General features: G+C 60.7%; 11 protein-coding genes. All 11 read left to right on the top strand.

Features of this window, described 5'->3' with window-relative positions; translation table 11 throughout:
* Positions 1–50 precede the first annotated feature (50 nt).
* The 11 genes from ACOYW0_RS06170 to ACOYW0_RS06120 all read left to right on the top strand — a co-directional run bounded on the left by ACOYW0_RS06170 (position 51) and on the right by ACOYW0_RS06120 (position 12757).
* Positions 51–1001, top strand: a complete 951-nt coding sequence (locus ACOYW0_RS06170) for a DUF3473 domain-containing protein (RefSeq protein WP_482417679.1) — start codon at positions 51–53, stop codon at positions 999–1001.
* Between the two features lie 10 nt (positions 1002–1011).
* Positions 1012–2109 (top strand): FemAB family XrtA/PEP-CTERM system-associated protein, encoded by a 1098-nt coding sequence (locus ACOYW0_RS06165; RefSeq protein WP_482417678.1) that lies wholly within the window; start codon positions 1012–1014, stop codon positions 2107–2109.
* Entirely contained in the window at positions 2106–3329 is a 1224-nt protein-coding gene (locus ACOYW0_RS06160; protein ID WP_482417677.1) for a DegT/DnrJ/EryC1/StrS family aminotransferase, read from the top strand. Before ACOYW0_RS06165 ends, ACOYW0_RS06160 begins: the two co-directional genes overlap by 4 nt.
* A complete protein-coding gene (locus tag ACOYW0_RS06155) occupies positions 3326–4459 on the top strand; it encodes a glycosyltransferase (RefSeq protein ID WP_482417676.1) in 1134 nt (377 codons plus the stop codon). Before ACOYW0_RS06160 ends, ACOYW0_RS06155 begins: the two co-directional genes overlap by 4 nt.
* Entirely contained in the window at positions 4456–5952 is a 1497-nt protein-coding gene (locus ACOYW0_RS06150; RefSeq protein WP_482417675.1) for a lipopolysaccharide biosynthesis protein, read from the top strand. Before ACOYW0_RS06155 ends, ACOYW0_RS06150 begins: the two co-directional genes overlap by 4 nt.
* Positions 5953–6012: 60 nt before the next feature.
* Positions 6013–7155, top strand: coding sequence for a non-hydrolyzing UDP-N-acetylglucosamine 2-epimerase (gene wecB / locus ACOYW0_RS06145; RefSeq protein WP_482417674.1), 1143 nt, complete (start codon positions 6013–6015; stop codon positions 7153–7155).
* On the top strand, positions 7145–8431 hold the full coding sequence (locus tag ACOYW0_RS06140) for a glycosyltransferase (RefSeq protein ID WP_482417673.1): 1287 nt from the start codon (positions 7145–7147) through the stop codon (positions 8429–8431). The genes wecB and ACOYW0_RS06140 overlap by 11 nt, the downstream gene beginning before the upstream one ends.
* Positions 8428–9591 carry a glycosyltransferase family 4 protein gene (locus ACOYW0_RS06135; protein ID WP_482417672.1) on the top strand — a complete coding sequence of 388 codons (1164 nt, stop codon included), beginning with the start codon at positions 8428–8430 and terminating at the stop codon, positions 9589–9591. The genes ACOYW0_RS06140 and ACOYW0_RS06135 overlap by 4 nt, the downstream gene beginning before the upstream one ends.
* Before the next feature lie 37 nt (positions 9592–9628).
* Positions 9629–10384, top strand: a complete 756-nt coding sequence (locus ACOYW0_RS06130; protein ID WP_482417671.1) for a hypothetical protein — start codon at positions 9629–9631, stop codon at positions 10382–10384.
* Positions 10385–10452: 68 nt separating this feature from the next.
* Positions 10453–11730, top strand: a complete 1278-nt coding sequence (locus ACOYW0_RS06125) for an O-antigen ligase family protein (RefSeq protein WP_482417670.1) — start codon at positions 10453–10455, stop codon at positions 11728–11730.
* Entirely contained in the window at positions 11717–12757 is a 1041-nt protein-coding gene (locus tag ACOYW0_RS06120) for a polysaccharide deacetylase family protein (RefSeq protein ID WP_482417669.1), read from the top strand. Before ACOYW0_RS06125 ends, ACOYW0_RS06120 begins: the two co-directional genes overlap by 14 nt.
* Positions 12758–12851: the final 94 nt, after the last annotated feature.

Here is a 12851-nt window from a genome sequence, read left to right as displayed (position 1 = left end):
GACAAAGGGGCATCGGCGTCCGAGCAAATGAGGGCGCGAGGTGACGGACCATGCACAGGGCCGAACCGCTGGCAAGGGCGGATGAGCAGGAACACAGCGGTCTGGCACAGGATGCCGTGGGGCAGGAGCCCCCGGTGTTCCTGCTGACCGTGGACGTGGAAGACTGGTTCCAGGTGGAGAACTTCAAGCCCTGGATCCCCTTTGACTCCTGGGGCAGCCGGGAGCTTCGCGTGGTGGACAACACCCTGCGGCTCATGGACAGCCTGGAGGCCCTGGGGGGCAGCCAGCCCGTGAAGATAACCTTTTTTGTTCTCGGCTGGGTGGCGGCCCGGTGCCCGGAGCTTATCCGCGAGATGGACGCCCGTGGTCACGAGGTGGCATCCCACGGGTACAACCATCAGCTGGTGCCCACCTGTGCCGACGATGAGCTCACCGAAGACCTGGTGGCAAGCCGTCAATGCCTGGAGGATATCCTGGGAAAACCCGTGGCCGGGTACAGGGCCCCGAGTTTTTCCATCGAGCCGCGCCTGATCCGGCTCCTGGCCGAGTGCGGATACCGTTATGATGCCAGCTACAACTCCTATGGGGGCAACGCCCGTTACGGCAGCTTTGACGACATGCCCCCCCCGGACCGGGGGGTGGCCCGACTTGCCAACGGCCTCTACGAGCTGCCGGTGAGCAATTTGTCCGTGGCCGGACGCACGGTGCCCTGGGGGGGCGGGGGCTTTTTCCGCCTGATTCCCAAGGGGCTGTACCTAAGGGGGGTCAAGGCTGAAGCCGCGCGGGACGGGGTGTTTCACTTTTATCTCCATCCCTGGGAGATCGACCCGCACCAGCCCCGCGTCCGTCAGGCCTCGCCCATGTTCAAGTTTCGTCATTACCTCAACCTGGGCCACTGCCTCGCCAAACTCACCTACCTCCTGAAGCGCCTCGACGGGTTTGTCTTTTCCACCTGCTCCAAGCACCTTGACAAGGTCGCCAACGATTCGACCGAAGGCTAAAGGGGACCCCATGCACATCGTGAACACAGAGACGGATCGTACCGTCACGGAGGAGGCCTGGAACGCCTACCTGTTCGCCCACGGCAGCGGTTCGCTTTACGCCATGGCCCAATGGGGGGCGCTGGTCAGGGAGATTTACGGCCATCGGGACATTCGCCTAACGGCCTTGGAGAGGCGCCACGGCGCCGACGAGGTGGTGGGGGTGCTTCCCCTGGTGGCCATGCGGTCCCGGATTTTTGGCCACAAGCTCGTCTCCATGCCTTACGTGGACATGGCCGGGGTGGTGGCCGACACCCCGGAGATCGAGCAGGCCCTTGTGACACGGGCCCTTGAGATCGGTCGTGAAACCGGGTCGCGCTGTGTGGAGGTAAGGCAGGCCGGAACCTTAGAGTCCTTTGACGGAAAGGAGACCCTGGACATGGGGGCCGGGGTGTATACCCTCACCGTGGCCCGGGACAAGGCGCGCATGGTGCTCTCCCTTCCGGCTTCGTCCGAGGAGCTGTGGAGTTCGTTTAAGTCCAAGCTCAGGAATCAGATCTCCCGGGGAACCCGGGATGGGCTCTCGGCGCGGGTGGGAGGGGACGAGCTGGTGACCCCTTTTTATACGGTGTTTGCCGAGAACATGCGGGACTTAGGGTCTCCGGTGCACTCCAAAAAGCTCTTTCACCGAGTGATGGAGCGCTTTTCCGGCAAGGCCAACATCATCCTGGTGGAAAAAGAGGGGGAGCCCGTGTCCGCTGCCATGGTCTGTTCCTTTGGAAAGGCCCTCCAGAACCCCTGGGCCTCCACCCGGAGGCGGTTCAACAAGATGAGCCCCAACATGCTCTTGTACTGGCGCATGCTGGAGTTCGCCTGCGATGCGGGGCACACCTCCTTTGACTTCGGCCGGTCCACCCCGGGGGAGGGGACCTACCGGTTTAAAAAACAGTGGGGGCCGGAGCCCCACCCCTTGTACTGGTACAGGTTTACCCCCGGAGTACAGCCCCGATCCGAAGGCCCCGCCGGAGAGCGGGATCGGTTCGGCAAGGCCATGGCCTTCTGGAAAAAGCTGCCTGTTCCCGTGACCCGGGTCATCGGGCCCATGGTGAGGGGGCAGATCAGCCTGTGAGACTGGGACGTACACTGCCGCCCGCTGCCGCCCCCGTGCCCTTGAAAAGCGTGCTGAACGGCCTCAAGGGCCTGATGCGCGGGAAGACTGAACTCCGGCGCTTTGAAGACGAGCTCAAAGCGCACCACGGAGCGTCCCACGTGATTCTCGTCTCGTCGGGCAAGGCCTGCCTCTACCTTATCCTCAAGGCCCTGCAGCGGCTCAACCCGTCCCGCAAGGAGGTGGTGATCCCTGCCTACACCTGCTACTCCGTTCCTTCGGCCGTGAAGCGGGCAGGGCTTACGGTGTGCCTCTGCGACATCGACCCGGCAACCCTGGATTTTGATTTTACGCGCCTCTCCCGGCTCCTTGCCGAGCGGGGCGATGACATTCTGGCCGTGATGCCGACCCATCTCTTCGGGGTGGCCTCGGACGTGCCGGAGGTGCGAAAGCTCACGGCCGGGACCCCGGTGACGGTCGTCGAAGACGCGGCCCAGGCCCTGGGGGGGCGTCTCCGGGGCAAGCCCCTGGGAACCCTGGGTGACGTGGGTTTTTTCAGTTTGGGGCGGGGCAAGGCCCTCTCCACGGTGGAGGGGGGTGTGGTCCTCACCGACAACGGGGATCTTGCCGCAGCCCTTAATGATGAGCTTTCGTCTTTTGACGGGTACTCGGCCCTTGATATCGTGAACCTTGGGGTGCAGGCTGCAGCCCTTGCTCTGCTCATGGACCCCAGGTTCTTCTGGATTCCCAAGGCCCTTCCGTTTTTGAGACTTGGGGAGACCCACTTTGATACCGATTTTTCCTTAAAACGCATGTCCGGCTTTCAGGCAGGGCTGGCCCGTGGCTGGCAACAGCGGCTGGAAGAGGCGTCATCTGCGCGGCGCCGACATACCGGTGCCTGGGCCGAGGCACTTCAAGGGGACAGGGGCGCAGGGCACACGAGCCCTGCCGAGGGCCTTTTGAGGTACCCCCTTCTGGTGTCGGAGCCGACGCAGAGGCAGGCGCTTTTGTCTGCCAGCGAGCGTCTTGGCCTGGGCGTGATGGCCGCCTACCCGCGATCCCTGGATTGCCTTTCCCCCATGGGGGCCCATTGCGGGGACACCCACTGCCCCGGGGCCCGTGACGTTGCGAGCCGGTTGGTGACCCTGCCGGTGCATCCCTATGTGACAGACGGGGACCGGCAGCGCATTCATAAAGTCCTTCCGTGTACCGCGACATCCGGTGGGGAGGTCGTACCATGAACGGGGTCCACCAAAAAATTCGGTTGATGCAGATCACCCATGACCTTGCCATCGGGGGCCTTCAGCAGGTGGTGGTGAATTTGTGCCGCCACATCGACAAAGAGCGCTTCGATGTCTCGGTGCTTTGCCTGAGAGAACTGGGGGAATTTGCCCCGGAGGTGGAGGCCATGGGGATCCCCGTCTTCCTGCTGCCCCAGAAGGAGGGCACCGACTATTTGTCGTTTATGAAGGTGGGGCGTTTGTTGCGGCGCGAGAAGATCGAGGTGATCCATACCCACAACACCCAGCCCTTTGTGGACGGCATGGTGGGCGCCCTCATGGCCGGGGTGAAGAGACGGATCCATACGGACCATGCCCGCGCCTTTCCGGACAAATGGCGGTACATGGCCGCCGAATGGGCGGTCTCCCACGTTGCCCACAAGGTGGTGGGGGTTTCGGATCATACGGTGTCCAACCTGAGGCGTTACGAAAAAATTTCCCCTGCCAAGCTGGCCACCATCGTCAATGGCATCTCCGGGGAGACCTACGCCGTACCCGTGGACCGCAGGGCCAAGGCCCGTGAACTGGGCCTGGATTTCGACGGGCCCGTGCTGGGGTTTGTGGCGCGCCTGGAGGAAGAAAAGGGAGGGATTTTTCTTGTCCGGGCCATGCCGGAGATCGCCGCCCGTCTTCCCGGGGCCGTGCTGGTGGTTGCCGGGCAGGGCAGCCGGCAGGGGGCCCTGGAAGAGGAGGCCCGGAGCCTTGGCATGACCGATCGCATCCGTTTTATCGGGCCCCGCATGGATGTGCCGGAACTCCTGGGGCTTTTTGATTTGTGCGTGCTCCCTTCCCTGCGGGAAGGGTTGCCCATGGTGATCCCCGAGGCCATGGCCGCCGGCTGCCCCTTGCTGGCCACCCGGGTGGGAGGCGTCCCGTCGGTGATTACCCATGGCGAGAACGGCTCCCTGGTGCCCCCGGCAGACCCGGGGGCCTTGGCCGCCGAGGCTGCGGACCTTTTGGAAGACGAAGCCAGGCTGGCCGCGTACCGGGAAGCCGGACGGCAGGTCTTTTGGGAGCGGTTCAGCGCCGAGACCATGGCGGCACGGTATGAGGCACTCTATCTCGGGCGGAACGGGACGGACCCATCATGACAGTGGTTGAAAAAGCGTTCAAGGGCGTCTCCTGGCTGGCCCTGTTCCGTCTCTTCAGCCAGCTCTTCTCCTGGGCGGTGACGATCTACATCGCCCGGGTTCTGGTCCCCGACGACTACGGGCTCATGGTCATGGCCACCATTGTGACGGGCTATGCCGAGATCTTTAACGAGTTGGGCTTGGGGGCCGCCATCATCCAGAAGCAGGACATCGTCACCGAGCACCTCTCCAGCGTGTTCTGGTTTGCCCTGGGGGTGAGCTGCCTGGTGGCGGCAAGCTGCGTGCCCCTCTCCTACCTCACCGCCTATCTCCTCCGGGAGCCCCGGGTCGTGCCCCTGACCCAGGCCGTTTCCGTGATTTTTATCCTGTCCGGGCTTCAGATCATCCCCTTGAACCTCATCAAGAAAGAGCTGGGGTTCAAGTTCCTGGGCTTCATGACCATGGTGGGCACCGTGGTGTCGTGCCTGGGCATGATGGTCATCGCCACCCGGGGCGGGGGGGCATGGACCCTTCTGGGGGGGCGGATCATCTCCTTTTCGGTCATCACCTTCTTTGTCTTTGCCAAGACTCGGTATTGCCCCCGGCTGCACTTCAGCTACCGGGAGCTTAAGCCCTATGTTTTCTTCGGGCTCACAAAGGCCTTCAGCGGGTCTGTTTTTTATGTCTGGGAAAAATCAGACCAGTTCTTTGCCGGGCGCGCGTGGCAGAGCGGGACCCTGGGGTACTACTCCCTGGCCCTTCAGCTCTCGAAGATCCCCACGGAAAAGATCGTTTCTCTTATCAACCAGGTTGCCTTCTCCGCCTTTGCCAAGCTCCAGGGGAACAAAGAGGAGTTCAACCGGTTTTACTTAAGCATCACCAAGGTCTCCATGCTCCTTGTGATTCCTTTTTTCTTAGGGGGCTTTCTCACCGGGGACGTCATCGTCACCCTGCTGCTCACGGAGAAGTGGAGCCCCATCATCCATGTGTTCCGGTACCTGTGCATCGCCCAGATTTTCATCGCCTTAAACGCCAACAACAGCTTTGTGCACTTTGCCCAGGGGCGACCCAAGTGGGGGCTTTACTACCAGCTGGCCTGCGCCGTGTGCATGCCCATCTCCTTTTACCTGGTCATCCCTTACGGTCTTAACGCCATCGTCATCCCGTGGCTCACCGTCAATCCCCTGCTCTGCCTCGGATGGGTCCTTGTGACCATCCGAAAGATCGGGATCCCGGTCTCCACGTATGTTGCCAACATCATGGGGTCTTTGGTGGCGTCTGTTGCCATGGTGTGCGGGGTGACGGCTTTGCGCTACGGGGTGGACTCGGCGCCCTTTGATGTTGCCCTGGGGGCTGAGCTGGCCCTCTACGTTGTGGGCGGGGGCGTGGCCTATCTGCTGGTCCTTTTCAAGCTGGAGCGAGCCGTCTTCGGCAAGGTGGCGGAGTCTGTCTCCGGGGTGGTGTCGGTGGGCATCAAGCGCCTGCGCATGAGCCATGATGCCACCAAGCCGTAATCCTTTTAAGGTTCGGGCCATGCCGTGGCCCGGCCGTTGATTTCACGGGGTGTGAAACAGATGAAGAAAAAAAAGATATTTGTCGTGGCCGGGGCCCGTCCCAATTTCATGAAAATTGCGCCCATCGTCCGCGCCATGGACGCCTCCCCGGCCTTTGAGACTGTGATCGTCCATACCGGTCAGCACTACGACCACAACATGTCCGGCTCCTTTTTCGCGGAGCTGGGCATCCGGAGGCCGGACCACAACCTGGAGGTGGGGTCCGGTACCCATGCCTTTCAAACCGCTTCGGTGATGATGAAGTTCGAGGAGATCTGCCTGACGGACCGGCCCGATTACGTGATGGTGGTGGGGGACGTCAACTCAACCATTGCAGCTGGCCTTGTGGCCAAAAAACTGGGTGCGAGCCTGATCCATGTGGAGGCGGGCCTGCGCTCCGGGGACCGTCTGATGCCCGAAGAGATCAACCGGCTGGCCACCGATGCCATCACCGATATTTTCTTCACCACGGAAAAGGGCGCCACCGCCAACCTTGTCTCTTCTGGGTGCGACCCCGGCCGGGTCCATTTCGTGGGCAACGTGATGATTGATAACCTGTTTTATCAGCTGGGCAGGCTTGAGGCCTCGGCGGTGTCGGGGGAGGTGGCGACCCTGAAGCAGAGCATTCGCGGAAACTACATCTGTCTGACCATGCACCGGCCCTCCAACGTGGACAACCCCGAAGTGCTTGAGGCCATGCTGGCAGCCCTCGGGGAGCTGGCCGGAGAGGTGCCAGTGCTCTTTCCCTGCCACCCCCGGTCGCGAAAAAACATCACGCGCTTCGGCCTGGACGGGTATCTCAGCGAACTCCCCATCAACGGCGGCACCGTGAAAGAGGGCCTGTTGTGCATGCCGCCCCTGGGCTACAACGATTTCCTCTACCTGTGGAAGGATGCGGCCCTGGTCATCACAGACAGCGGCGGGCTCCAGGAGGAGACCACGGCCCTTGAGATTCCCTGCATCACGATCCGGGAAAACACGGAGCGCCCCGTCACCGTGGATGTGGGCTCCAACCTTATCGTGGGATCCGACGGCGAAAGGCTCAAAACCGAAAGCCTGAAGGCCCTGTCCGGCCGCTGGAAGCCATGCACCGTGCCGGAGCTGTGGGACGGACACGCCGGTGAGCGGATCACGTCGGTTCTTGAGGGCGCCTGTGGCATCTAAAAACCTTTTGATGGTGTGTTACTACTTTCCGCCCTTGACCGATGTGGGTTGCAAGCGGAGCGTTGCCTTTGCCACCTACCTGAAAAAGGACGGCTGGAGCCCCTATGCCCTGAGCGTGAAAAACCCGGACAGGCACTACTGCTCCCTGGGCACGGACGCACCTCCGGACGGGGTGCCCGCGGTCTACACCCGGTCCATTGTCAATCCCATCAAGTTTCTGGGCAAGGCCAACGGTCTTGTGGACAGGGTCCTCTCCCTGTTCAACAGGGGGGTGTCGCGGAACTATTTTTACGAGTTCCTCTGCATCCCCGATTTTTTCGTGGGGTGGGTGCCGCTGACCATTGTCCGGGCCGTCAAGCTCATCCGTGCCCACAAGATCGATACCGTCTATGTCTCCTGTTCCCCTTTCAGTGCCGCCCTCATCGGCGTGGCCTGCCGACGGCTCACCGGCAGGCGGCTGGTCCTTGATTTTCGCGACCCCTTCGGGTTGACGGTGGAGGGCTCCAAGGCCAGCCGCACCAAAGAAAAGATCGATGCCTTTTTTGCGAGGCTGTTTTTGAAACACACGGACCTGCTCATCGTCACCACCGATGAGACCCGGCGTGAGTATGCGGCCCAGTTCCCCCAGTTCAAAGAGAAGGTGGTGACCGTTCACAACGGCTTTGACGCCACCCACCTGGTGACGGATCGCCCGGAGAAGTTCGACAGGTTCACCATCATCTATACCGGGCAGTTCTACTACAAGTTCAATCCCTCCCTGAACATGTACGCAGACAACTTCTTTTCGGCCCTGGCCCAGTTGAAGAAGGAGAACAGGATCTGTCCCGAGACCTTTCGGTTTCTCTTTTACGGCTCCGAGCAGGGGGCGATTCGCGACTATGCGGCCCGGTACGGGGTGGAGGACCTGGTGACGGTCAACGGCCGGGTGAGCCACGCCGAGGTGCTGCTGGCCATGAAGCGGTCCCATTTGCAGCTGCTGCGCATCATGAAGTTGATGCTCAGCACCAAGCTTTTTGAAGGGATCCCCATGAACATCCCGTTTCTGGCCACCATCCCGTCCGGTGAGGCTGAGGAGATCATACGGCGTTACAGCCCCGGCTCCTATGTCATCACCGAGGACTCATCGGAGGAGATCAAAGGGGCCATTGTGGATGCCATGGACCGGTATGCGGAAGGCCCCCTGCCCGACAATCATGTGGAGGAATTCATGGACTGTTTCTCACGGGAGGCCCTGACACAAAAACTCATGGGCCACCTTAACCCGGATATTTCATGAGCAAAATGGACCGAGGAGAGCGTGTGATGGAAGGCAACGGCAACAGGAAAAAGCTGGTCTTTATCGTTCCCCGCCCTTTAAGCAAGGTTTCGGAACTGTCCAAGTACGAGGACCTGTCGGCCCATTTTCAAGGGGTGGTGCTGGGCTCTTGCTACGGGCCCATGCTCAAGGTGCGCAAGGCGGGACATTTTCGGTTGATTCTCACGAAAATCCGGTACGACCGGTACCTGATGTACAACATCCTGTTTTTCATGCGCTGCGTGGCCTTTGCCCTGGCCTCGCGGGTGAAAAGGGACCGCTACGACCTGGTGGTTACTTACGACCCGTTGAAAACCGGGGTCTGGGGCGCTGTCACCGCCGCCATCTTAAACACGAAGTTCGCCCCGGAGGTCAACGGGGTCTACACATCCCCTGCCGAGTACATGGACGACGCCCATACCCTCTCCGTGAAATTGAAGAAGTTCTTTTACCCCAGGATCGAGGCCTGGGTCCTCAAAAGGGCCGACGGGGTTAAGCTTCTGTTTCCCACCCAGGTGGACCCCTTCAAACCGGTGATGAAGACCGACGTCATCCACAGCTTTTCCAATTATGTGCCCATCGACCGGTTTGCCGGGGAAAACGGGACCGAGAACCACGAGGTGCTTTTTGTGGGGTACCCCTTCAAGCGCAAGGGGGTGGATATCCTCATTGACGCCTTCAAACGGGTGGCCCCGGAGTTCCCCCAGTGGCGGCTGAAGATCCTCGGCTGGTACCCGGACCCCCGGGAGCTTAAGGCATGCATGGGCAATCATCCCCAGATCCTCCACCACCCCCCGGTGGAGACCTCGGAGGTCCCCGCCCACATCCGGGGGTGCTCCATCTTTGTGCTGCCCTCCCGTTCGGAGGCCATGGGACGGGTGCTGGTGGAGTCCATGGCCGCCGGGAAACCACGCATCGGGGCCAATGTGGACGGGATCCCCACCGTGATCCGGGACGGGGTGGACGGGGTGCTTTTTGAGCCTGAAAATACCGCGGAGCTGTCGGAAAAACTGGCGCAGCTCATGGGGGACAAGGCCTTGAGGGACGTCCTTGGTGAGGCCGCCCGAAAGCGGGCGTTCACCGAGCATGTAAAGGAAACCTACCTCAACAATGTCGTGAGTTTTTACAACGCCGCCATGTGAGCGTGGCGTTGAGGCAAGACCACGGGAAGGAGGGACCATGAACAGGGCAGGGGTCGGCACGGCCGAGAAAAAGGCAATGGACCTGTCAAATCAACCCGGCACGTATTTTGTCTGGACGCTGCTGTTTTTATGTCTGGCGGCGATTTTTTTCATCATCATGGTGACGGACATGGAGCTCTATCTCCTCCTGGTGAAGGAGAGCGCCTACACCGAGCTGTTGACGGCGATCCTTTACCTGGCTTCGGGGTTGATGTTCTGGGTCCGGGCCTGGCAGGTGTACCGGGTAGAAAGGTCTTTCAAGGGTATCGTGTTCTACCTTCTCTTCGGGCTGATGTTTGTGTTTATTGCCGGGGAAGAGGAGAGCTGGGGGCAGTGGATGTTTCATTATGAGGTTCCGGAGGGCATCTCAAGCATCAATGTCCAGAACGAACTCAACGTCCACAACATGGCTTTTTTCTCCAAGTACTCCCATATTTTCAACACCCATCGGGTGCTGGCGGCCATGGCCGGCATGCTCTTTGTCATCCTTCCCTTGCTGAACGCGAGGGTCCCCAGGGTGCGGGCCCTCCTTGAGGCCTTGCGGTTTCCCGTGGCGCCCCTGCTTTGCGTCCCCCTGTTTGTGGTGGCCGTAACTTACGAAAAGGTGGCCATGATGGTTCTGGCCCACTGGTCCCACGCCGAGATCGCCGAGTTTTTCTATTCCATCGGATTTTTGCTCTATGCCCTGTCGGTCTATACGCGGGCCGACCTGGGGCCGCGGAAGTCCCCGAAGGGGAAGATCTCCGAAGCGTGAGCAGAAGCTAATTTACCAGCGGGTCACGGCCCTGAGCCCTGCCCCCCCGAAACCGGATCGGAAGGCCTATGTCCAACGTAACGCAACCCGGGCTAACCATGGAGCGTGGAACCCAGTACGCGTCGTGGTTTTTTTTCACCATGATGTACCTTGTGGTGGATTACGGCAGGCCCCAGGTGGTACTGCCCATCGCCGCCATACGGCCCGCCCTGATCCTGACTCTGGTTCTGTGCTTCTACCTCTTGATCAACGGGTACAAAGACTACCTTCAGTACCGGCAGATATGGCTCATGGGCCTGTTCATTCTGTTGCTGGCGGCGTACGTTCCCTTTGTTCGCAACCAGTATTACGCCTTTATGGCCTTCAAGACCCAGCTTCTCTACATGCCCTTTGTGCTTTCCCTTATCGTGTGCGTGGATTCTGTCCGTCGCCTGCGGACCGTCATGACGGTGGGGGTGATCCTGTCGATTTACATCGGTTTTTACTCCATGACCCACGGCTGGATCGGTCCGGGGCACTATTTCCACGATCAGAACGACCTCTCTTTGTACATGAACATGTGGTTTCCCATCAGCTACTACCTCTATGTTACGGAACGCAGCCGGAGCCTCCGGCTTCTCTTCCTCGCAGGGGTGGGGGTGGGGCTTCTGACGGTGGTGGGCTCCATGTCCCGCGGGGGCTTTGTGGGGCTTTTGGCGGTGTGTCTTGCCATGTGCTTTTTCTCAAAGAGAAGGGCACTTTCCCTTACCCTGGTGGCCCTGGCCTGCGTGGCCGTGGTGTTGTGGGTGGACTCCGGGTACATCGATGAGATGGCCACCATCACGGATTTGTCGGAGAGCACCGCAGATACCCGGCTCAAGTCCTGGGCCGCGGGCTGGCGGATGTTTCTGGACAATCCCCTGGGGGTGGGGGGCAACAACTACCCTATCCGTTTTCCCGAATACCAGGGGGATGATTTCCAGAAGAGCATGTGGGGCCGTGCCGCCCACTCCCTCTGGTTTACCCTGATTCCGGAGACCGGCATTATAGGGACCCTTCTCTACCTGCTTTTGGTACACGCCAATATGAAGGACGCCTTCTGGCTGATCAGGGTATCTGCATGGGATGAGGACAGGGACGAAGACGAAGAGGATGATGATGAAGCCGAAGATCGCGGGTTCCTTCGCGCTTTGGGCCTGGGATTTGTCGTGGCCATGGTGGGGTTCTTTGCCTCGGCCACTTTTATTTCGGTCCTGTACTACGCCCACTTCTGGTACCTCACGGGGTTGATCATCGTGACGGTCAACGTCGCAGACCCCCTGGCCGAGGCGTGGGAACCTTCCGGGGCGAGCCATGGGGTTTCTTGACCTGACGGGCGCCAAGGGCGCCGTGAAGCGGGCCATGGCCTGGGCATACTGCAGAATGGGGCTGACGGCCCGGAGGCTGGCCGATCTCTCCTTCGGAGCCTATCCCGTTCTCATGTACCATCGCGTGCTTCCCGAATCCGAAGCGGCGGGCACCACACAGCCCGGGATGTACGTGACCCCTGAGACCTTCGAGGCCCATGTGGCCTACCTTAAAGAACGCTTTGACATTGTCTCCCTTGAAAAAGCCCTCGTGCTTGCCCTTTCAGCCAACGGCGCCGGGTCGGGACGTCCCTATTGCGTCCTGACCTTCGATGACGGGTGGATCGACTTTTACGAAAATGCCTACCCGATCCTGAGGCGCGCCAAGGCCCCGGCCACGGTGTTTTTGCCCACCGCCTTCATCGGGGAAAACCGTACCTTCTGGACCGACAGGCTGGTAACCCTTTATTACGGTCGCCAGGGCGCGGCGAAGCAGGCCGAGCCCTGCAGAGACAGCCGGGTGAGGGCCCTGGAGGGGCTCAAAGGGACCGTGGAGGCACAGATCGAAGCTGCGGTGGCCCTTCTGAAAAAAGAGCCCGTCGCAGAGATCGAAAAGGTGCTCACCTTTCTATCTGAGAGGTGGCAGGTGGGGGTTGCCCCGGCAAAGCGTGCCTTTATCAACTGGCAGGAAGTCGAGGAGATGCGGGCCTCGGGCCTGGTCACCTTCGGGTCGCACACCCACGGCCACCATCTGCTTACCCTTCTCAGCGACGAGGAGGTGGCCGAGGAGCTGACTGTCTCCATGGCACAGCTTTGTGCCAGGGGTGCCGTGGACCCCGGGTTTTTGCCCTTTTGCTATCCCAACGGTAACTGGAATCCCGCCGTTGCCCGGCAGGTGGAGTCGTGCGGGTTTGCCGCGGCCGTGACCACCGAGTGGGGGTGGAACGACGGGAGAGGTGATGTGTTCAAATTGAGCAGGGTCCCAGTGCATGAGGACATGACAAATTCGGACAGGATGTTCGGCTGTCGGTTGGCGGGCCTTTTGTGAGGGCCGTGCGGCGGTGAGTTTTTGCATGGGGTTTTGAAGCAAGTCGAAAAAAAACGTGGATGGAGGAAAATGATGGACGAACGGACAAGGACAA

The sequence above is a fragment of the Desulfoluna sp. HI9BLuna genome (assembly GCF_056829775.1).
This window is presented reverse-complemented; position numbering and strand designations above follow the sequence as displayed.

Coding starts and splice junctions, on each gene's coding strand:
- ACOYW0_RS06170 (WP_482417679.1), top strand. CDS start 51: ATGCACAGGGCCGAACCGCTGGCAAGGGCGGATGAGCAGGAACACAGC.
- ACOYW0_RS06165 (WP_482417678.1), top strand. CDS start 1,012: ATGCACATCGTGAACACAGAGACGGATCGTACCGTCACGGAGGAGGCC.
- ACOYW0_RS06155 (WP_482417676.1), top strand. CDS start 3,326: ATGAACGGGGTCCACCAAAAAATTCGGTTGATGCAGATCACCCATGAC.
- ACOYW0_RS06150 (WP_482417675.1), top strand. CDS start 4,456: ATGACAGTGGTTGAAAAAGCGTTCAAGGGCGTCTCCTGGCTGGCCCTG.
- wecB (WP_482417674.1), top strand. CDS start 6,013: ATGAAGAAAAAAAAGATATTTGTCGTGGCCGGGGCCCGTCCCAATTTC.
- ACOYW0_RS06135 (WP_482417672.1), top strand. CDS start 8,428: ATGAGCAAAATGGACCGAGGAGAGCGTGTGATGGAAGGCAACGGCAAC.
- ACOYW0_RS06130 (WP_482417671.1), top strand. CDS start 9,629: ATGAACAGGGCAGGGGTCGGCACGGCCGAGAAAAAGGCAATGGACCTG.
- ACOYW0_RS06125 (WP_482417670.1), top strand. CDS start 10,453: ATGTCCAACGTAACGCAACCCGGGCTAACCATGGAGCGTGGAACCCAG.
- ACOYW0_RS06120 (WP_482417669.1), top strand. CDS start 11,717: ATGGGGTTTCTTGACCTGACGGGCGCCAAGGGCGCCGTGAAGCGGGCC.